This is a genomic window from Achromobacter pulmonis (assembly GCF_902859765.1).
Taxonomy (GTDB): domain Bacteria; phylum Pseudomonadota; class Gammaproteobacteria; order Burkholderiales; family Burkholderiaceae_B; genus Achromobacter; species Achromobacter pulmonis.
Genome location: NZ_CADIJV010000030.1, coordinates 12,157 through 32,184, shown reverse-complemented (window position 1 = coordinate 32,184; position 20,028 = coordinate 12,157). Strand labels below are relative to the sequence as shown.

Sequence of the window (20,028 nt, the reverse complement as noted above, 5' to 3'; positions counted from 1 at the left end):
GCCCGCGCCGTCCACTCCTGCCGCCCGCTCGAAGGCGGGCCAGGCATGGCGCCCAGGGCGCCATGCCGGCAGCCGTGTGTTAGCGCACCGGCCAGCCGTACATCAAGCCACCTTGCTTGTAGCTGGCATTCAGGCCGCGCTCCAGCTTCATCGCGCTGCTCTTGCCCAGCGTGGCCTCGAAGCTTTCGCCGTAGTTGCCGACCTGCTTGATGATGTTATAGGCCCACTTGTCATCCACGCCCAGGTTCTTGCCCATGCCAGGCGTCACGCCCAGGATGCGTTGGATGTTGGGATTGGTGCTCTTGAGCATCGCATCCACGTTCTTGGACGTGATGCCGTATTCCTCGGCTTCCAGCATCGCGTTCAGCGACCAGCGCACCACGTTGAACCATTGCTCGTCGCCCTGGCGCACCATGGGGCCCAGCGGCTCCTTGGAGAAGTCTTCCGGCAGGATCACGTACTTGTCGGGATTCTCCAGCGTGGTGCGGGTCGAGGCCAGCTGCGACTTGTCGGTCGTGAAGGCATCGCAACGGCCAGCCGCGAAGGCGCGGATGATTTCGTCGTACTTGTCGATCACGACCGGCTTGAATTCGATCTTCTGGCTGCGGAACCAGTCGGCCAGGTTCAGTTCGGTGGTGGTGCCCGGCTGCACGCAGATGGTGGCGCCGTTCAGTTCTTTCGCGCTCTTGACGTTCAGGTCTTTCGAGACCATGACGCCCTGGCTGTCGTAGTAGTTCACGCCCACGCCGATCAGGCCCAGCGTGGTGTCGCGCGTCAGCGTGACGGTGGTGTTGCGGGTCAGCACGTCCACTTCGCCGGACTGCAGGGCGGTGAAGCGCTGCTGCGTGTTCAGCGGCGTGACCTTGAACTTGCTGGCATCGCCGAACATGGTGGCGGCGATGGCGCGGCACATGTCCACGTCCAGGCCCTTGTATTCACCCTTGCTGTCCGCGATCGAGAAGCCCGGAATGCCGGTCGAAACACCGCATTGGACAAACCCTTTTTTCTTGACGTTATCGAAGGTCGCACCTGCGTTAGCGGCCGCGGATACCGCGAACAGGGCAGCGCCAATGGCAGCGAGTTTCAGTACTTTCATCGTGATCTCCGTAGGGGTGTTGCGAAGCCGAACGCAAGGCCGGGTTGGGCTTTACGCATGGGGCGGATGGTAGCGTCCGCACAGCAGCCTCCGCATCCGGGAATTCCCTTGAAATATAGGGACACTGGATGAAATCAAACAGGGTTTGACGACAAAAACGGGGACACTTCTTTGCGTCCGAAAAGAGTGTCCAGGTGGTCACTTGGTCCGACCCATGAGTGGTCACATCGGGACACTTTTTCCGGCCGTGCCCGCTGCGCCGTTTTAGGCCAGCTCACTGTCCCCGAGTTACTATTGCGGCTTCATCCGACAGCCGCCATGATCGAATTCCAGCACGTCTTCAAATCGTATGGCCGCGGCCGCAATATCCTGGCCGACATCAACTTCCGCGTAAGCGCGGGCGAGTTCGTTTTCGTGTCGGGTCCCTCCGGCGCGGGCAAGTCCACCCTGCTCAAGCTGATCGGCGGGCTCGAGCCCGCCAGCCGCGGCGCGATCCAGGTCAACGGCCAGCGGCTCGACAAGCTGCCGGCGCGCGCCCGGCCCTACCTGCGCCGCGCCGTCGGCGTGATCCTGCAGGACACCCACCTGCTGTTCGATCGCAGCGCCTTTGAAAACGTGATGCTGCCGCTGGCGGTCACCGGCCACCCCTGGGACTCGGCCGCCGCCCGCGCGCGCGCCGCGCTCGACAAGGTCGGGCTGTCGGGCAAGGAAGACCTCAACCCCATCGAACTGTCCGGCGGCGAACAGCAGCGCCTGGCGATCGCCCGCGCCATCGTCAACCGGCCCGCCATCCTGATCGCCGACGAGCCCACCGCCAACCTCGACCACGACAACGCGCAGCGCATCATGAACGTGTTCCGCGACTTCAACCGCGTCGGCGTCACCACGCTGATCGCCTCGCACGACCAGGAACTCATGGCGCGCTACGCCACCCGCACCCTGCGCATCGACCCCGGCAAGTTCTCCGACTCGCACGGCGCCCCCACGCCCGCGGCCAACGCTGGCCAAGGCATCGCGGGAGAACCGGCATGAACGCCTGGCTGCGGCAGCATCGCTATGCCCTCATGGTCACCTTGCGCCGGCTGGTGAAACAACCCTTCTCGTCGCTCGCCAACCTGCTGGTGATGGCCCTGGCCCTGGCCCTGCCGCTGCTGGGCAGCGCCATCCTGGTATCGGTGCAGCCGGTGGCGCGGCAGATGTCCGTCACCCCTGAAGTCACCGTCTTCATGCGGGTCGACGCGCCCGCCGGCGCCGCCGCCGACGTGGCCAGGCGCATCCAGGGCGAGTACGCCGGCGACGTGCGCGCGGTGCGCGTGGTCGGCCGCGACGACGCCCTCGCCGCCCTGCGCGCCAACCCGGCCTGGCAACAGGCGCTGGCCGTGCTGCCGGGCAATCCCCTGCCTGACGCGGTGGTGGTGACCCTGGCCGACGGCGAAGACCTGGCCGGCCGCGCCGACAAACTGGCGCGCGCCTGGAAGCAATGGGATCAGGTGGATCTGGTGCAGCTGGACAGCGCCTGGGTCCAGCGCCTGGAGGCGATCCTGCGTTTCGCCCGTATCGGACTGGGCTTCCTGGCTGCCTGCGTGGCGGTGGTGGTGCTGGCCACGGTGTTCAACACCGTGCGCATGCAGGCCCTGTCGCAACGCGAGGAGATCGCGGTGGCGCGGCTGGTGGGCGCCACCGAATCGTTCGTGCGGCGCCCCTTCCTGTACCTGGGCGCCCTGTCCGGCGCCCTGGCTTCGCTGCTGGCCATCGGCGTGGCGGCCGTGGCGCTGTCGCCGCTGAACAACGCCCTGCTCGGCCTGGCCCGCAGCTATGGGGCGGAATTCGCCTTGCATTTGCCCGGCGCCCCGGCATTGCTGGCCGCCATCATCGCCTCGGCCGCCCTCGGCGCGTTGTCGGCGCGCTGGTCCGTGACCCGCAGCACGCGCTTCTGACCCGGGATCGGGCGGCCGGCGCGGGCCTCTTCCCGCCCGGCCGTCTCCGGGCACATTCCCCTAAAGCCACGTATAGCCCCCGTTCGCCCCCGTGATCCGGGGAACGGCCGCGCCCAGCCGTGGTTAGGATGCAACCGATGGACAAACGGTCATATTTCCGGGGGCCATCGCAACGTTGCGGTTACATAGCTTTTCCCCCTATTTCCGGCCAAATGTGCAAGAATAAAGCGACATTTTTCTACATATTTTGAAACGTTTTTCTGTCCTACGAGCGCCGCCTTTCGTGATCCAACCGTTGTCCTTGCCCCTGTTTCCGCCCCATGGTCGCCCGTCTTGACGCCCGCGCGACGCGCCATTACTTCGATAGCGCGTTCCAATCCCAGGCGGTGAAGGTACTTCCCAACGAGTACTACGTCACCGACGAAGACATCATGATCTCGACCGTGCTCGGCTCGTGCGTGGCTGCCTGCATTCACGACCCGGTCAACGGAGTCGGCGGCATGAACCACTTCATGCTGCCCGAGGGCGACATGCAGTCGCCCGCCTCGGCCACCATGCGCTATGGCGCCTTCGCCATGGAAGTGCTGATCAACGAACTGCTCAAGGCCGGCGCGGTGCGCGACCGCCTCGAAGCCAAGGTATTCGGCGGCGGCGCGGTGCTGTCGGCGATGCAGCAGATGAACATCGGCGAGCGCAACGGCCAGTTCGTGCTGAACTACCTGCGCACCGAAGGCATCCCGGTCAAGGCCCAGGACCTGGGCGACGTGCATGCGCGCCGCATCAACTATTTCCCGCGCAACGGCCGCGTGATGGTGCGCAAGATGGCGCCGCACCACCAGCGCGCCGAAGAAATCATCGCCAAGCGCGAACAGGCTGCCGCCGAAAGCGTGCAGGCCAAGACCCAAAGCCCGCCGCGGGTCGAGCGCTTTGCGCGGCCCGGCGTGGAACGTTTCGACCGGCCCGCCGCCCGTGCGGGCGGCGATCGCCCCGGCGTCGAACGATTCGACCGTCCGGGGGTCGAGCGCTTCGATCGTCCCGCCACGCGTCCCGGCGTGGAGCGCTTCGATACCGGCGTCACCCGCCGCCGCAAGCCGGAAACCGCGGGCGGCTGAACCCGCCGCCGCGTCAGCAGCCGAAGCTGGCGCGGTACTGGCTGGGCGACACGCCCAGCCGCCGCTGGAACACCTCGCGCAGGTGCCGCGCATCACGGAAGCCGCAATCAAACGCCACGGTCTTGAGCGGCGCCGACGCGCGCTCCAGCCGCGCGCGGGCCGCATCCACCCGGACGCTTTCGACGAAATCCGCCGGCGTGACGCCCGCATCCCGCAGGAACACCCGAGAGAAGTTGCGGCGGCTCATGTTGGCCACCGCCGCCAGCGCGTCCACGCCGAGATCGTCGGCCAGATGCCCCAGCACGTACTGCTGCACCTGCGCCACCGCCGAGGTCTCCTCGACGAAGGGCGTCAGAAACGGGCTGAACTGCGATTGCCCGCCAGCGCGCTGCATGAACACCACCAGCCGCTTGGCCACGTTCAGCGCCACCTCCGGCCCGTGGTCCTGTGCCACCAGATACAGCGCCAGGTCTATGCCGGCGGTCACCCCCGCCGACGTGTGCAGCCGGCCGTCCTGCGCGTACAGGCGGTCGGTCTCGACCCGCAGGTCCGGAAAGCGCGCCGCCAACGCCGGCGCGTCGTTCCAGTGGGTGGTGACCGTGGCGCCCGCGGGCAGGCCGGCACGCGCCAGCAGGAAAACGCCATTGCAGATCGAGCCGTAGCGCTCGGCCCGCGCGCAGGCCGCGCGCAGCCAGGCCAGCGCGTCATCCGATTCCCGCGCCGCCGGCAGGCCCGGGCCGCCGGCCGCCAGCAGCAGATCGGGCACGTCCGCGACCTCGGCGTAGTGGCGCTGCGGCGTCAGCAGCATGCCGTTGGAACAGGGCACCACGCCGCGCGTCAGGCCGATCAGTTCCATCCGGTACTGGCGCGCGGGCAACAGGAAACGGTTGGCCTCGGCGAACACATCCAGCGGTCCGCAGACGTCCAGCGACTGCACGCCGGGAAACACGAGGATGGCAACGGATTTCATGGGGTCGAGGGCGAGAGGGTGGGCGCGGCGCGACTGAGCGCTGCCGCCGCTAAACGCTACCTTAGCCCAAGCCTTCCAGCATGCCGATCCCCCGCGTCAGGCGTGGCCGCAAACCGTGCCACGGCGGCCGCAATCCGCCGCCTTCCGGGGCCTTGGCCGCCAGCTGCGCCATGCTGGCCGGAATCCGTCCCGCCCGACGCTGGCCCGTGGCCGGACGTCCGCGCAGACTGTCTTGCATCGCCCTCCGGGCTCGCCACGCAAGGAAATGCAGCATGCAAACGCCCTCCTCCGACCCCAGCGAACGCGTCGGTCCCGCCTTTTCCGTCGACGGCATGCTACTGGCTCGCAACAAGACACGCCAGGCCATCGAGGATATCGCCACGCGCATCCGCCCCGGCATGATCGAGGAAGACGCCGTCGCCATGGCCAAGCAGACCCTGATTGACGCCGGCCTGGCGCTCAGTTGGCATCCCACCCGCGTGCGCTTCGGCGCCAACACCATGAAGGCCATGCGCCAGGCGTCCGCGCCCGGTGTGGCGCTGGGCGAACACGACATCTTCTTTCTCGACATCGCGCCGCGCCTGGACGCCTGGGAAGGCGACGGCGGCAAGAGCTACGTGGTGGGCGATGACCCCGGGCAGGCGCGCTGCGTGCGCGACGCCGAGGCGCTGTTCCACGATGTGCGCGGCGTCTGGCTGCGCGAGCGGCTGAGCGGCCAGGCGCTGTACGCCTACGCCGACCGCCAGGCGCGCGCCATGGGCTGGGAACTGAATTTCGACCTGCCCGGCCACCGCGTGTCCGACTTCCCGCACGCGGCGATCCACACCGGCTCGCTCGCCGACCTGGCGATCCGACCGTCGGAGATGCGCTGGATCCTGGAGATCCACCTGCGCGATCCGCAGGGTCGCTACGGCGCGTTCTTCGAGGACATGCTGCTGGACGACGCGCACTATCCGGCGTGAAAGCCGCACGGGGCGCCGGCGCGCAGGGCGGCCGGCACTATCCAGCGGCCCGACGGCCGCCCCCCGCTACGCCGCACGCACGCCGCCGATCGACACCACGCTGGCGCTGAAGTCCTTGAGCAGGGCCTCGCGCCGCGCGGCGGCCTTCTCCATCGCCGCCTCTTTCACGTGGCCGTAGCCACGGATCTCTTCGGGCACGCTGGCCAGCGCCACCGCGCGCTCCAGGTTGCCGCGATTGAGCTTGCACAGGATCGCGGTCAGCGTCTCGTGGTACTCGCGCGCCAGCTCGCGCTCGGCGCGGCGCTCGCGGGTGTAGCCGAAAGGATCCAGGCGCGTGCCGCGCAGGCGCTTCATGCGCGCCAACAGACGGAACACCCGCAACATGCCGGGACCGTAGGCCTTCTTGACCAGATGTCCGTCCGGGCCGCGGCGCGCGAACAGCGGCGGCGCCAGGTGAAAGCGCAGCTTCCAGTCGCCCTCGAACTGCTCGCCGACGCGCTTTAGGAATTCGCCGTCCGTATACAGCCGCGCCACCTCGTACTCATCCTTGTAGGCCAGCAGCTTGAAGTAGTAGCGCGCCACTGCCAGCGCCAGGCGCTGGGTGCCGGTGGCCTCATGCTCGGCATGCGCCACCTTGGCCACCAGGTCGGTGTACTGCTTGGCGTAGGCGGCGTCCTGATACTGCGTCAGGAACGCGCGGCGCGCCTCGACCAGGCGTTCCAGTTCGCCGGCCGGCTTCTTCAGTTCCACCACCGGGCTGGGCGCGCGCGGGCGGCGGATCTCGATGATGCCTTCCGGATGCGCCGGCGCGCCGCCATTGGCCAGCAGGCGCGTGACGCCGGCCAGGTCATGGGCCGCGCGCCGGCCCCAGGCGAAAGCGGCCAGGTTATTGGGCACCTGCTGGCCATTGAGCTCGATGGCGCGCAGCAAGGCCTCGCGTGACAGCGGCAGCCAGCCCTTCTGGTAGGCATAGCCCATCATCAACGGGTTGGAATAGATGGCGTCACCCAGCAGGCCCACGGCCAGCGCCGAGGCATCCACCGTGTGCAGGTTGTCCTTGCCGCAGGCGGCCTGCAGGTCCGCCGTCAGGTTGCCGCCCGGCAGCGTCCAGTCTGGATTGGTGACGAACGCGGCGGTGGGCGCGGTGTCGCTGTTGAGCAGCGCGCGCGAGCGGCCGGGACGCAGCCGCGCCATGGCGTCGGCGCTGGTCGCCACCACCAGGTCGCCGGCCAGCATCAGGTCGGCCTCGCCCATGGCCACGCGCGTGTTCATCAGGTGTTCCGGCGTCTGCGCCAGCACCACGTGCGAATACACCGCACCGCCCTTCTGCGCCAGGCCGGCCATGTCCAGCACCGAACAGCCCTTGCCCTCCAGGTGCGCCGCCATGCCCAGCAACTGGCCGATGGTGACCACGCCGGTGCCGCCCACGCCGGCGATGAACACGCCATAGGCCTGCGCCAGCGCCGGCAACGCCGGCTGCGGCACGTCGTCATCGACCGCGCCCTCCGGCGCCAGCGCGCGCGGCTTGCGCAGCTTGCCGCCTTCCACCGTGACGAAGCTGGGGCAGAAGCCCTTCAGACAGGAGAAGTCCTTGTTGCAGCTGGACTGGTTGATGGCGCGCTTGCGGCCGAACTCGGTCTCCAGCGGTTCCACCGACAGGCAATGCGATTTCTGCGAACAGTCGCCGCAGCCTTCGCACACGCGTTCGTTGATGACTACGCGCCGCGCCGGATCGGGATAGGCGCCGCGCTTGCGGCGGCGGCGCTTCTCGGTGGCGCAGGTCTGGTCGTAGATCAGCACCGACACGCCGGGGTGTTCGCGCAGTTCGCGCATCACCGCGTCCAGCTCGTCGCGGTGCTTGACCGGCACGCCCGGCGCCATGCCGGCCAGGCCCTGGTATTTCTCCGGCTCGTCGGTGACCACTACGATCTTGTCGATGCCCTCGGCCGCCACCTGGCGGCTGATCATCGGCACGCTGATGGGGCCGTCCACCGGCTGCCCGCCGGTCATGGCCACCGCGTCGTTGAACAGGATCTTGTAGGTGATCGGCGCCTTGGCCGCCACCGCCGCGCGGATCGCCAGCAGGCCCGAATGAAAGTAGGTGCCGTCGCCGAGGTTGGCGAACACGTGCTTTTCTTCGGTGAACGGCGCCTGCCCCAGCCACGGCACGCCCTCGCCGCCCATCTGGGTGTAGACCTGGGTATTGCGGCCCATCCAGGTCACCATGTAGTGGCAGCCGATGCCGGCCATGCCGCGCGAGCCTTCCGGCACCCGCGTGGACGTATTGTGCGGACAGCCCGAACAGAACCACGGCTTGCGGTCCTCCACCACGCGCGGACGCGCCAGTGCCTGTTCGCGATCAGCGATGAAAGCCAGCCGCGCCTCGATGCCGGCGCGCACGTCGGCCGGCAACTCGAAGCGCAGCAGGCGCGCGGCGATGGCCTTGGCCACCATCGCCGGCGAAAACTCGTAATGCGCCGGCAGCAGCCAGTTGCCCTGCGGCACCGCCCATTCGCCACCGTCCTTGTCGTCGAACTTGCCGACCACGCGCGGAATCTTCTTGCCGCTGCCGATCCAGCTGAACAGTTCTTCCTTGAGCTGGTATTCCAGCACCTGGCGCTTTTCCTCGACCACCAGGATCTCGTCCAGGCCGTCGGCAAAGCGCGCCATACCGGTGGACTCCAGCGGCCATACCATGCCGACCTTGAACAGCCTCAGGCCGATGCGCTGGCACACGGCATCGCTGAGCCCCAGGTCGGACAGCGCCTGGCGCGTGTCCAGGTAGGCCTTGCCCGAGGTCATGATGCCGAAGCGCGCATCGCGCGCCGGCACCTGCCACAGCTCGCGGTTCAGGTTGTTGGCCCGGGCGTAGGCCAGCGCCGCGTACAGCTTGTAGTCCAGCAGCCGCGCCTCCTGCTGCAGCGGCGTGTCGGGGATGCGGATGTTCAGGCCGTCCGGCGGCAGCAGGAAATCCTCGGGCAGCACGATCTGCACGCGGTACGGGTCCACGTCCACCGAGGCCGACACCTCGACGATGTCGGTGATGCACTTCATCCCGACCCAGACGCCGGCATAGCGGCTCATGGCCCAGCCATGCAGGCCGTAGTCCAGCACCTCCTGCACGCTCGACGGAAACAACGCCGGGATCATGCAGGCCTTGAGGATGTGGTCGCTCTGGTGCGGCAGCGTCGACGACTTGGCCGGGTGATCATCGCCGGCCACCACCAGCACGCCGCCGTGCGGCGAGGTGCCGGCCGCGTTGGCGTGCTTGAACACGTCGCCGCAGCGGTCCACGCCCGGCCCCTTGCCGTACCACATGCCGAACACGCCGTCGTACTTGGCGCCGGGGAACAGATTGACCTGCTGCGTGCCCCACACCGCCGTGGCCGCCAGGTCCTCGTTGATGCCCGGCTGGAACTCGACGTGGTGCGCCTTCAGGTACTTGGCCGCCTTCCACATGTTCTGGTCGACCCCGCCCAATGGCGAGCCCCGGTAGCCCGACACGAAGCCCGCCGTGTTCAGCCCCGCGCGCAGGTCGCGCAGCCGCTGCATCATCGGCAGGCGCACCAGGGCGTGGATGCCGCTCATCCAGGCGCGGCCGCTTTCCAGGGTGTACTTATCGTCCAACTGGACGGTTTCGAGCGCCGCGCGCAGCGCGGGCGTGAGGGGGGCATTCATGTCTACTCCGAGGGTCGTGGAACGCCCGCGGCAGCCAACGCATCACGCCCTCTTGAAGCGCATGCGGACAAGCGGCGGGAGGTGAATTCCGGGCGCTCGATGCGCCTCTGTCCTACGGTTGTAACCGCTCCCCCCACCCCCGGCAATAGGGCGATGCGATAATTGCGGGCATGGACTTCGCCCCCCGCATCGTCGCCTGGCAACGCCAGCATGGCCGCCACGATCTCCCCTGGCAGAACACCCGGGACCCCTACCGCATCTGGCTCTCCGAGATCATGCTGCAGCAGACGCAGGTGGCCACGGTGATCCCCTACTACGAACGTTTCCTGCAGCGTTTCCCCGACGTCGCCGCGCTGGCCGCCGCCGCCCAGGAAGACGTGATGCCCTACTGGGCCGGCCTGGGCTACTACGCCCGCGCCCGCAACCTGCACCGCTGCGCCCAGGAGATCGCGCGCGACTGGAACGGCCGCTTCCCGCCCAGCGCCGAAGCCATCGCCACCCTGCCCGGCATCGGCCGCTCCACCGCCGCCGCCATTGCTGCCTTCGCTTATGGCGAACGCTCGCCGATCCTGGACGGCAACGTCAAGCGCGTCTTCACCCGCCACTTCGGCATCGCCGGCGATCCCTCCAAGCGCGAGATCGAACAGCGCCTGTGGGCCCTGGCCGACGCCCAGGTCGAGGCCGCCCCCCGGCCTGGACATGGCCGCCTACACGCAGGGCCTGATGGACCTGGGCGCTACGCTCTGTACGCGCGGCAAGCCGGCCTGCGACCGCTGCCCGGTCGCCGATACCTGCGTCGCCCGGCGCGAAGGCCGCCAGGCCGAACTGCCCACGCCCAAGGCCCGCAAGGCGATTCCGGAACGCGAGACCGCCATGCTGGTGCTGCAATGGCGCGGCGCCTATCTGCTGCAGCAACGGCCCGAGCCCGGCATCTGGGGCGGTCTGTGGAGCCTGCCGGAATTCGACGTGGCCGGCGACCCTGGCGCGGCCTCGCGGGCGCTGGGGCTGGAGCCGGAACGGCACAGCGCCCTGGCGGCGTTCTCGCACACCTTCACGCACTACCGGCTGCATGTACGGCCCTGGTGGGTCGAGGTGCGCGCGGCCAGCCAGGTCGTCGGCCATCCGCCCAGCCGCTGGGTGGCGCCCGACGACCTGGCGGCCACGGCGCTGCCGGCGCCGGTCAAGAAATTGCTGTTGGGACTGGCACAGGCGAACGCGGCGCACGGCACGCTGTTCTGAGCATCGTCCCGCGCCGGGCGGGACTACGGAGCCGCCCGGCGTCCCGGCGCGCCGCCTCAGCCCGGCCCGGCCCCGTCCAGCAGCATCACCAGCTTCAGGTCCAGGTGCGTCGCCAGGCGGAAGGTGATCTGCTGAAAGGCCACGCGGCCGCGCCGCGGGTGCGCGAACTCGCGCAGCCCCCCTTCGCGCTCGACCACCGCGTGCCGGTTCCACCAATGGGCAAACACCGCGCTCTGCCGGTTCAGCGTATCGATCAGGGCCAGCACCGCCGGCTCATCCAGATGCGCGCCGGCATCCGCCCGGAACTCGGCCACCACGCGCCGCGCGCGCTGCTCCCAGTCCACCACCAGCGCGCGCGCCGCCGGGTCCAGAAAGATGTAGCGCAGCAGGTTCGGCTCGGGATCGCGCGCCGGCCAATCGTCGAACAGTTCGCGCAGCGGTTCATTGCAGGCCAGCACGTTCCAGGCACGGTCCAGCACGTAAGCCGGCGCGGTAATGGCGTCCACGCATTCGCGCAACGAACCCGGCGCGCCCAGCGCGTCATCGCGCGCATGCTGCGGATCGGCGCAGTCGGCCAGGTCGAACAGATAGGCCCGCTCGGCCCGCGCCAATTGCAGCACCCCCGCGATGCGCGACCACACCGACGGCGATACCGACACCTCGCGGCCCTGCTCGATCCAGGTGTACCAGGTGACGCTGATGCCGCACAGTTGCGCCACCTCTTCGCGCCGCAGTCCCGGCGTGCGGCGGCGCATGCCTTCGGGCAGGCCGGCCATCTGCGGCGTGATGCGCGAGCGGGCGCTGCGCACGAATTCGCCCAGCGCCTGGCGGCGCAGGCGGGAGCCTTCGTGGCCGGCGGCGCCGGCTGGGGGGGAGGCATTCATACCAGGATAAGCAAGGGACTTGTACGTGTATAAGGGTCGCCTATCTTAGCGCCAGAGGCGCCCGGGCGCGCGGCTGGCGACCACGGGGCGGACCGCCCACCGGGCGCGCGGCGCTCGACAATGCTACGGTCGACCCTGTATAGAAGGGATCGACCCGAAAAGCCGCAATCGACAAACATCGAACCGACGAGAAGGATTCACCGCCATGGCCACCCCCGAGCCCCCCCTGACCTGCCCGACCGTGACCGAAGCCGCGGCACTGCTGCGCGACGGCCGCGTCACCAGCGCGGCCCTCACGCAGGCCTGCCTGGACCGCATCGCGTCGCGCCAGGACCTCAACGCCTTCATCACCGTCGACGCCGACGGCGCGTTGGCGCAGGCACGGGCGGCCGACGCGGCGCGCGCCGCCGGCCGCGCTGCGCGGCCCCTGGAGGGCGTGCCCCTGGCCATCAAGGACAACATCCACGTCGCCGGACTGTCCAATACCGCGGGCACCCCGGCCTTGCGCGACTTCGTCCCCGCCGAGGATGCCCCGGTCGTGCGGCGCCTGCGCGAAGCCGGCGCCGTCATCGTCGGCAAGACCCACATGCACGAACTGGCCTTCGGCGTCTCCGGCTACAACACCGCTTACCCCGGCCCGCGCGGCGCGGGCACGCGCAACGCCTACGACCCGGAACGCATCGCCGGCGGCTCGTCCTCGGGCAGCGGCGCCGCCGTGGGCGCGCGCCTGGTGCCAGCCGCGCTCGGCACCGACACGGGCGCCTCGGTGCGCCTGCCGGCCGCGCTCAATGGCGCCGTCGGCTTCCGGCCGTCGGTGGGCCGCTATGACGGTTCGGGCATCACGCCGATTTCGCATACCCGCGATACGCCCGGGCCCATCGCCAACAGCATGGCCGACATCGCGCTGCTGGATGCCGTGCTGGCCGGCGAGGCCACCCCTCTGCCCCCCCTGCCCGCGGCCGAGCTGCGCCTGGGCCTGCCCGGCTATTTCTGGCAGGACCTGGACCCGCAGGTGGCGGCCACGGCCCAGGCCGCCCTGGAGCGGCTGCGCGCCGCTGGCGTCACCCTCATCCCGCTGGACATGCCCGGCCTGGAAGCCAGCAACGCCGCCACCGGCATGCCGCTGTGCCTGTACGAACAAAAGCCCGATCTCATCGCCTACCTGCAACGCCATGGCGTCGGCGTCAGTTTCGAGGAACTGGTGGCGCAGATCTCCAGCCCGGACGTCAAGGCCATCTTCGACGACATGATCGTGCCAGGCGTGCTGCCCACGCCCTCGGGCGAACGGCTGCCATTGCAGCCCCTGTACGACAGCGCCATCGCGGTGCATCGCGACGCGCTCATCGACGTCTACCGCCATGCCTTCCAGCAGCATGCGCTGCACGGACTGCTGTTCCCCACGGTTCCCGTGACGCCGCCCCTGGCCGGACCGCAGGCCAGCAGCCTGGAATCGTTCATGCGGCTGGCGCGCAACGTCGACCCCGGTAGCAACGCGGGGCTGCCCGGGCTCAGCCTGCCGGCGGGATTGTCGGACGCGGGCCTGCCGGTCGGGCTGGAGGTGGATGGCTTGCCTGGCGCGGACCGCACGATTCTTGCGGTCGGGCTGGCGCTCGAAAGCGTCCTGGGACGCTTGGCGCCGCCGGCGCGGGCTGGCGCGTCGGCGCTGGACTGACGGCGGAACGCCCGGAAAGCCGGCCGCCAACGGCGGCAGGCTAGTCAAGCGACAGCATGGGCGTTTGCGAGACGATGTCCACAAGGTAATCCATGACGACGCGCACCGGCTTCAGGCGGCGAAGGTCGCGATGCACGACCAGCCAGATGTCCCGCGAGAAAGCGTCACCCGGATGCGCCAGCCGCGTCAGGTCGGCATGCGCGTCGCCAATGAAGCAGGGCAGTCCTGCCACGCCCGCTCCCGCGCGGGCCGCGGCCAGATGGCCGCTGATATCGCTCAATTCGCAGACCACCGGCCTGCCGCCCGCGAATTCCAGCAACCAGCTTTGCTGAGGCATGTCGGCCAGGGACTCATCGTAGGCGATGAACGCCCAATCCGCTGGCGCCACCGTGGCGGCGTAGTCGCGCTGCGCATAGAGCGCGAACGGCATGCGCCCGATGCGCCGGATCACGTTGCTGGATTCCTTTGGCCGCACCAGCCGCAAGGCGATGTCCGCCTCGCGCCGGCTCAGCGATACCTGTTGCGCCTGCGCCAGCACCGCGAGCTGGAGCCTGGGGTGGGCCAGCCGCAGAGCCGCCAGATGGCGCGCCAACAAATGCGTCGCCAAGACCGGAGGCGCGCTCAAGGTGACTTTCGCGTCCAGCGGCGCTTGATGGGCACGGGCGCGGCGCGCGATGCCAAAAGCCGCCGTTTCCATCTGCTGCGCCAGTTCCAGGATCTGCCCGCCGCGCGCCGTCAGCCGGCAGGCGCGCGGCAGCCGCTCGACCAGTTGCATCTGCAGTTCGGCTTCCAGCGCGCCCAGGCGGCGGCTGACCGTCGCGTGATCAACGCGCAATGCCCGCGCCGCGCCGGAGAGTGTCCCGGCACGGGCGATCGCCACGAAATAGCGCAGATTCTCCCAGTCGAACATCTGTGCGTTTTCTCCAGTCTGACTGGCAATTTTATGGAATTTACGCACATATTCATACTGCCTAGCATGGCGTCAGATCAACGTCCCCCGGATTCTCGTCATGCCTTCTCGTCCTCACGCCCCGCGCGGCACGCTGCTGGCCGCGGCCACGGGTTTCGCCCTCGTGCTGCTCGATGTCAGTGTCGTCAATGTCGCCCTGGAAGCCCTGCGCCAGGAGTTTTCAACAGGCATTACCGGATTGCAGTGGGTGGTCAACGCCTACACCCTGGCATTCGCCGCGCTATTGCTGACCAGTGGCGCCCTGGGCGATCGCATCGGCGCGCGCCGCATGTTCTTGTGGGGCCTGACACTGTTCACGCTGTCATCACTGCTGTGCGGCCTGGCGAACAGCCTGGAGTTGCTGATCGCGGCCCGCCTTGCGCAGGGCATCGGCGCCGCGCTGCTGGTGCCCAATTCACTATCGATGCTGCAACGGGCGTTTCAGTCCGCGATTGCGCGCAATCGCGCGGTCGGCTGGTGGGGCGCGGTCGGCGCGCTTGCGCTGGCGGCCGGGCCGGTGCTGGGCGGCGTACTGGTCACGCATCTCGGCTGGCGCGCCATCTTCCTGTTGAATCTGCCGCTCGGCATGATCGGCCTCGTCCTGACGCTGCGCCACGTACCGCGCGATACCGCAGGCGCGCGGCGGGATCTGGATTGGCCGGGCCAGGCGGCCGCCGCGGTGGCGCTCGCGGCGCTCACAGCCAGCCTGATCGAAGCAGGTTCGCGGGGCTGGGGCGATGCGTGGGTCCTGGCCGGCCTCGCAGCCTTCGCGCTGGGACTCGGCGCCTTTCTCTGGATCGAATCGCATGCGCCAACGCCGATGCTGCCACTGGCGTTGTTCCGCGTGCCGATGTTCACGGTTTCATCCGTGTCCGGCATGATGGTGAACTTCGCGTACTACGGCCTGGTGTTCGTGCTGAGTCTGTTCTTCCAGATCCAGCAGCACCTGTCGCCCCAACAGGCGGGATTTGCATTCCTGCCCATGACAGTCGTCCTGATCGGCGCGAATATCGTGGCAGGCCGGCTTATTGCCCGCCTGGGCGCGCGCCGCCTGATGGTGCTGGGGTTGGGGCTCGCGACCGCCGGCTACCTGCTGATGCTGCTGGCCAGCCGCGACGGTCGCTACGCACTGCTTGTCGTGCCGATGCTGATGGCCGGCGGCGGCATCGCGCTGACGATCCCCACCATGACCAATGCCACGCTCTCGTCGGTGGATGTGTCGCGCGCCGGCATTGCCTCGGGCGTACTCAACTCGGCCAGGCAGATTGGCGGCATGCTGGGCGTTGCCGTGTTCGGGTATCTGGTGCGCGACACCGCGCCACGGGCATTCATGCATGGCATGTACGCATCGATGGCGTTGGCGGTCGCCTCTCTGGCCCTTGGGGCGCTCCTGTGCCTGGCGGGCATGCCAGGCGCCCCGGGCCGGGAAAGGCCGTAAAGGCCAATCCCTCGCCGCCCGGCCTTCAGCCCAGGTTCGGCGCCAGCGTGCGCTTCAGATCCTCGATGCTGCGGCCGCTGCGCGCGGCGTAGTCCTGCAACTGGTCTTCGCCGATGATGCCGACGTTGAAGTACTGCGACTGCGGGTGGCTGAAGTAGAAGCCCGACACGCTCGAAGCGGGGAACATGGCATAGCTGTCGGTCAGCATCATGCCGATGTCGGCGCCGTCCAGCACGCGGAACATGTCGGTCTTGACCACGTGTTCCGGGCAGGCCGGATAGCCGGGCGCCGGGCGGATGCCGACGTACTTCTCGGCGATCATGTCGTCGTTGGACAGCGCCTCGTCGGGCGCGTAGCCCCACAGGTCCTGGCGCACGCGGGCGTGCAGGCATTCGGCGAAAGCTTCGGCCAGGCGGTCGGCCAGCGACTTGAGCATGATGCCGGAGTAGTCGTCCAGCGCCTTCTCGAATTCGGCTTCCTTCTTCTCGATGCCCAGACCGGCGGTCACCGCGAACATGCCGATGTAGTCCAGCTTGCCGCTGGACTTGGGCGCGATGAAATCGGCCAGCGACTTGTTGCTGACCCCCTCGCGCTTGGCGCCCTGCTGGCGCAGGTTGCGGTAGGTGAACAGCACCTCGCTGCGGCTCTCGTCCTTGTAGACCTCGATGTCCTCGTCGTTGACGCGGTTGGCCGGATAGAAGCCGACCACGCCATTGGCAGTCAGCCAGCGGCCCTCGACGATGCGCTTCATCATGGCCAGGCCGTCGGCATAGACCTTGCGCGCCTGCTCGCCCACCACCTTGTCGTCCAGGATCGCCGGGAACGGGCCGAACAGGCTCCAGGTCTGGAAGAATGGGCCCCAATCCACGTATTTGGCGATCTCGGCCAGGTCGTAGCTCTTGAAGGTGCGGCGGCCGATGAACTTGGGGCGCGGCGGCGTATAGCGGTCCCAGTCGATCTGCGGGCGCGAGGCGCGCGCCTCGGCCAGCGGCAGGATCGGCGTGGCCTTGCGGTTGGCGTGGCGGCGGCGCACGTCCTCGTATTCCTTGGCCAATTCCGCCAGGTAGGCGTCCGCCTGGTCGGACATGAGGCTGGTGGCCACGCCCACCGAGCGGCTGGCGTCCGGCACGTAGATCACCGGGCCTTCGTAGTTGGGCGCGATCTTCACGGCGGTATGCACGCGGCTGGTGGTGGCGCCGCCGATCATCAGCGGCACCTTGCGGCTGCGGAAATACTCGTCGCGCTGCATTTCCGAGGCGACGTAAGCCATTTCCTCCAGGCTCGGCGTGATCAGGCCCGACAGGCCGACGATGTCGGCATTCTCTTCCTTGGCCTTCTCCAGGATCTGGGCGCAGGGCACCATCACGCCCATGTTCACCACTTCGAAGTTGTTGCACTGCAGGACCACCGACACGATGTTCTTGCCGATGTCGTGCACGTCGCCCTTGACCGTGGCGATGACGATCTTGCCCTTGGCGCGCACGTCGCCGCCAGCCGCCGCGATCTGGCGCTTTTCCTCTTCGATGAAGGGAATCAGGTGGGCCACGGCCTGCTTCATCACGCGCGCCGACTTCACCACCTGCGGCAGGAACATCTTGCCGGCGCCGAACAGGTCGCCGACCACGTTCATGCCGTCCATCAGCGGGCCTTCGATCACCTCGATCGGGCGGCCGCCGCGCGCGGCGATCTTCTGCCGCACCTCTTCGGTGTCCTCGACGATGAAGGCGGTGATGCCGTGCACCAGCGCATGCGACAGGCGCGCCTCGACCTCCGCGTTGCGCCAGGCCAGATCTTCTTCCTTCTTGGCGCCCGAGCCCTTCACCGTGTCGGCGAACTGCACCAGGCGTTCGGTCGGCGTGCGCTCATCGGCCGGATCGGTCTTGCCGACCGGCTCGGCGCGGTCCAGCACCACGTCCTCGACCAGGTCGCGCAGCGTGGGATCGAGGTCGGCGTACACGCCCAGCTGGCCGGCGTTGACGATGCCCATCGTCATGCCTTCCTTGACCGCGTAGTACAGGAACACCGTATGGATGGCTTCGCGCATCGGCTCGTTGCCGCGGAACGAGAAGCTCACGTTCGACACCCCGCCCGAAATACGGGCATGGGGCAGGTTGTCGCGGATCCAGCGGGTGCCCTCGATGAAATCGACGGCGTAATGGTTGTGCTCGTCGATGCCGGTGGCGACCGCGAACACGTTGGGATCGAAAATGATGTCTTCCGGCGGGAAGCCTTCTTCCTCGACCAGGATCTTGTAGGCGCGGCCGCAGATTTCCTTGCGGCGCTCCAGCGTGTCGGCCTGGCCCAGCTCGTCGAACGCCATCACCACCACCGCCGCGCCATAGCGGCGGCACAGGCGGGCGTGGTGGCGGAACGGCTCCAGGCCTTCCTTCATCGAGATCGAGTTGACCACCGGCTTGCCCTGCACGCACTTCAGGCCGGTTTCGATCACTTCCCATTTGGAACTGTCGATCATCACCGGCACCCGCGCGATGTCGGGCTCGGAGGCGATCAGGTTCAGGAAGCGGTGCATGCACGCCACCGAGTCCAGCATCGCCTCGTCCATGTTGATGTCGATGATCTGCGCGCCGTTCTCGACCTGCTGACGGGCCACGGCCAGCGCCTCGTCGTATTTCTCTTCGCGGATCAGGCGCGCGAACATCTTGCTGCCGGTGACGTTGGTGCGTTCGCCCACGTTCACGAACAGCGTGTCTTCGTCGATGTTCAGCGGCTCCAGGCCCGACAGGCGGGTTTTGACCGGGATCTCCGGCACCACCCGCGGCGTCAGCGCCGTGACCTTGTCGGCGATGGCGCGGATGTGGTCGGGCGTGGTGCCGCAGCAGCCGCCCGACATGTTCACCAGCCCGGCGCGGGCGAATTCCTCCAGCAGCGCCGAGGTGTCGGCCGGCGTCTCGTCGAAGCCGGTTTCGGCCATCGGGTTGGGCAGGCCGGCGTTGGGATAGACGCAGACGTAGGTGTCGCAGATCTTGGACAGCTCGGCCACGTACGGGCGCATCAGCGCCGCGCCCAGTGCGCAGTTCAGGCCGATGGTGACCGGACGCGCGTGGCGCACCGAATTCCAGAAAGCCTCGACCGTCTGGCCCGACAGGATGCGGCCGGAGGCGTCGGTGACGGTGCCCGAGATCATCACCGGCAGGCGCACGCCGCGCTGCTCGAACACTTCCTCGGTGGCGAAGATCGCCGCCTTGGCGTTGAGCGTATCGAAGATGGTTTCGATCAGCACGATGTCGATGCCGCCATCCAGCAGGCCATTGAGCTGCTCGATATAGGCCACCCGCAGCTCGTCGAAGGTGACGTTGCGCGCGCCCGGATCGTTCACGTCGGGCGAAATCGACGCCGTCTTGGGCTGGGGGCCGAGCGCGCCGGCCACGAAGCGCGGTTTGTCCGGCGTGCTGTACTGGTCACAGGCCGCGCGCGCCAGCTGTGCCGACACCAGGTTCAATTCGTAGGCCAGTTCCGGCAGGTCGTAGTCGCCCTGCGCGATCGAGGTGGCGCCGAAGGTGTTGGTTTCGATGACGTCGGCGCCAGCCTCCAGGTACTGGCGGTGGATCTCCGCGATCACGTCCGGCCGCACCAGCGACAGCAATTCGTTGTCGCCCTTCAGGTCCTTGCCGTGGTCGGCGAAACGCTCGCCACGGAAATCGGCCTCGCCCAGCTTGTAGCGCTGGATCATCGTGCCCATGGCGCCATCCAGGATCAGGATGCGCTGGCCGAGCAATCGGGCGAAATCGCCGCCACGGGTAAAGCTCTCGGGCGGATAAGGCAGGCGGGGATACGGCACGTTCGGGTCCGGAAGGAAGGTTTGGGACAGCAGGGACGACGGCGCGAATGTCGCGAAAATGCGATAAACGCCGAAAAATCAACCCCTGATCGTAACAAAACGGACCCTGTTACGGCCCGCGATGATACAGTTTCGGCCCCGAACCGGTGCTTTCGGCGCAACAGGACAGGCAAGAACGCAACACTTGCCGGTCCGCGTGCGAAAGGTAAACGGGAAACAGGAAGACGTCCGCCCCGCCGCCCACCAGGCTGGCATGGCGGGTATCCAGCCTGTGCTGCCCCCGCAACGGTCC

At 68.3% G+C, this 20,028-nt stretch carries 12 protein-coding genes and 1 pseudogene; 7 read left to right on the top strand and 6 right to left on the bottom strand.

The window, feature by feature from the left end; all coding sequences use genetic code 11:
• Positions 1–79: 79 nt before the first annotated feature.
• Positions 80–1,096: an amino acid ABC transporter substrate-binding protein gene (locus HV701_RS21165; protein ID WP_175134974.1), complete on the bottom strand. Its 1,017-nt coding sequence runs from the start codon at positions 1,094–1,096 to the stop codon at positions 80–82.
• A 318-nt stretch (positions 1,097–1,414) separates the two neighbouring features.
• On the opposite strand from HV701_RS21165, the gene HV701_RS21160 reads away from it, so the two are divergent.
• The 3 genes from HV701_RS21160 (at position 1,415) to cheD (ending at position 4,145) form a co-directional block, all read left to right on the top strand.
• The gene (locus HV701_RS21160; protein WP_175134973.1) at positions 1,415–2,128 is read left to right on the top strand and encodes a cell division ATP-binding protein FtsE; all 714 of its coding nucleotides are present in this window, start codon (positions 1,415–1,417) and stop codon (positions 2,126–2,128) included.
• Positions 2,125–3,033: a cell division protein FtsX gene (locus HV701_RS21155; RefSeq protein WP_175134972.1), complete on the top strand. Its 909-nt coding sequence runs from the start codon at positions 2,125–2,127 to the stop codon at positions 3,031–3,033. The genes HV701_RS21160 and HV701_RS21155 overlap by 4 nt, the downstream gene beginning before the upstream one ends.
• A 320-nt stretch (positions 3,034–3,353) precedes the next feature.
• Positions 3,354–4,145 (top strand): chemoreceptor glutamine deamidase CheD, encoded by a 792-nt coding sequence (gene cheD / locus HV701_RS21150; RefSeq protein ID WP_175134971.1) that lies wholly within the window; start codon positions 3,354–3,356, stop codon positions 4,143–4,145.
• Between the two features lie 13 nt (positions 4,146–4,158).
• Here cheD and HV701_RS21145 read toward each other — a convergent pair whose 3' ends face one another.
• Positions 4,159–5,115 (bottom strand): GlxA family transcriptional regulator, encoded by a 957-nt coding sequence (locus HV701_RS21145; RefSeq protein ID WP_175134970.1) that lies wholly within the window; start codon positions 5,113–5,115, stop codon positions 4,159–4,161.
• Between the two features lie 272 nt (positions 5,116–5,387).
• Between HV701_RS21145 and HV701_RS21140 the strand changes: the two genes are divergently transcribed.
• The gene (locus HV701_RS21140) at positions 5,388–6,077 is read left to right on the top strand and encodes a M24 family metallopeptidase (RefSeq protein WP_175134969.1); all 690 of its coding nucleotides are present in this window, start codon (positions 5,388–5,390) and stop codon (positions 6,075–6,077) included.
• Between the two features lie 66 nt (positions 6,078–6,143).
• On the opposite strand, the gene HV701_RS21135 is transcribed toward HV701_RS21140, so the two are convergent.
• A complete protein-coding gene (locus tag HV701_RS21135; RefSeq protein ID WP_175134968.1) occupies positions 6,144–9,755 on the bottom strand; it encodes an indolepyruvate ferredoxin oxidoreductase family protein in 3,612 nt (1,203 codons plus the stop codon).
• 170 nt (positions 9,756–9,925) lie between these two features.
• On the opposite strand from HV701_RS21135, the pseudogene mutY reads away from it, so the two are divergent.
• Positions 9,926–10,994, top strand: a pseudogene (mutY, locus tag HV701_RS21130) (A/G-specific adenine glycosylase).
• A gap of 56 nt (positions 10,995–11,050) precedes the next feature.
• Here the strand turns inward: mutY and HV701_RS21125 are convergent.
• Positions 11,051–11,878, bottom strand: a complete 828-nt coding sequence (locus tag HV701_RS21125; RefSeq protein ID WP_175134967.1) for a helix-turn-helix transcriptional regulator — start codon at positions 11,876–11,878, stop codon at positions 11,051–11,053.
• A 205-nt stretch (positions 11,879–12,083) separates the two neighbouring features.
• On the opposite strand from HV701_RS21125, the gene iaaH reads away from it, so the two are divergent.
• Entirely contained in the window at positions 12,084–13,550 is a 1,467-nt protein-coding gene (gene iaaH / locus HV701_RS21120; protein ID WP_175134966.1) for an indoleacetamide hydrolase, read from the top strand.
• A 40-nt stretch (positions 13,551–13,590) separates the two neighbouring features.
• Here iaaH and HV701_RS21115 read toward each other — a convergent pair whose 3' ends face one another.
• Positions 13,591–14,460 (bottom strand): LysR family transcriptional regulator, encoded by an 870-nt coding sequence (locus tag HV701_RS21115; RefSeq protein WP_175134965.1) that lies wholly within the window; start codon positions 14,458–14,460, stop codon positions 13,591–13,593.
• A gap of 100 nt (positions 14,461–14,560) precedes the next feature.
• Between HV701_RS21115 and HV701_RS21110 the strand changes: the two genes are divergently transcribed.
• Positions 14,561–15,937 (top strand): MFS transporter, encoded by a 1,377-nt coding sequence (locus tag HV701_RS21110; protein WP_175134964.1) that lies wholly within the window; start codon positions 14,561–14,563, stop codon positions 15,935–15,937.
• Between the two features lie 25 nt (positions 15,938–15,962).
• Here HV701_RS21110 and metH read toward each other — a convergent pair whose 3' ends face one another.
• On the bottom strand, positions 15,963–19,736 hold the full coding sequence (gene metH / locus HV701_RS21105; RefSeq protein WP_175134963.1) for a methionine synthase: 3,774 nt from the start codon (positions 19,734–19,736) through the stop codon (positions 15,963–15,965).
• Positions 19,737–20,028 lie beyond the last annotated feature (292 nt).

Coding starts and splice junctions, on each gene's coding strand:
- HV701_RS21165 (WP_175134974.1), bottom strand. CDS start 1,096: ATGAAAGTACTGAAACTCGCTGCCATTGGCGCTGCCCTGTTCGCGGTA.
- HV701_RS21160 (WP_175134973.1), top strand. CDS start 1,415: ATGATCGAATTCCAGCACGTCTTCAAATCGTATGGCCGCGGCCGCAAT.
- HV701_RS21155 (WP_175134972.1), top strand. CDS start 2,125: ATGAACGCCTGGCTGCGGCAGCATCGCTATGCCCTCATGGTCACCTTG.
- cheD (WP_175134971.1), top strand. CDS start 3,354: ATGGTCGCCCGTCTTGACGCCCGCGCGACGCGCCATTACTTCGATAGC.
- HV701_RS21145 (WP_175134970.1), bottom strand. CDS start 5,115: ATGAAATCCGTTGCCATCCTCGTGTTTCCCGGCGTGCAGTCGCTGGAC.
- HV701_RS21140 (WP_175134969.1), top strand. CDS start 5,388: ATGCAAACGCCCTCCTCCGACCCCAGCGAACGCGTCGGTCCCGCCTTT.
- HV701_RS21135 (WP_175134968.1), bottom strand. CDS start 9,755: ATGAATGCCCCCCTCACGCCCGCGCTGCGCGCGGCGCTCGAAACCGTC.
- HV701_RS21125 (WP_175134967.1), bottom strand. CDS start 11,878: ATGAATGCCTCCCCCCCAGCCGGCGCCGCCGGCCACGAAGGCTCCCGC.
- iaaH (WP_175134966.1), top strand. CDS start 12,084: ATGGCCACCCCCGAGCCCCCCCTGACCTGCCCGACCGTGACCGAAGCC.
- HV701_RS21115 (WP_175134965.1), bottom strand. CDS start 14,460: ATGTTCGACTGGGAGAATCTGCGCTATTTCGTGGCGATCGCCCGTGCC.
- HV701_RS21110 (WP_175134964.1), top strand. CDS start 14,561: ATGCCTTCTCGTCCTCACGCCCCGCGCGGCACGCTGCTGGCCGCGGCC.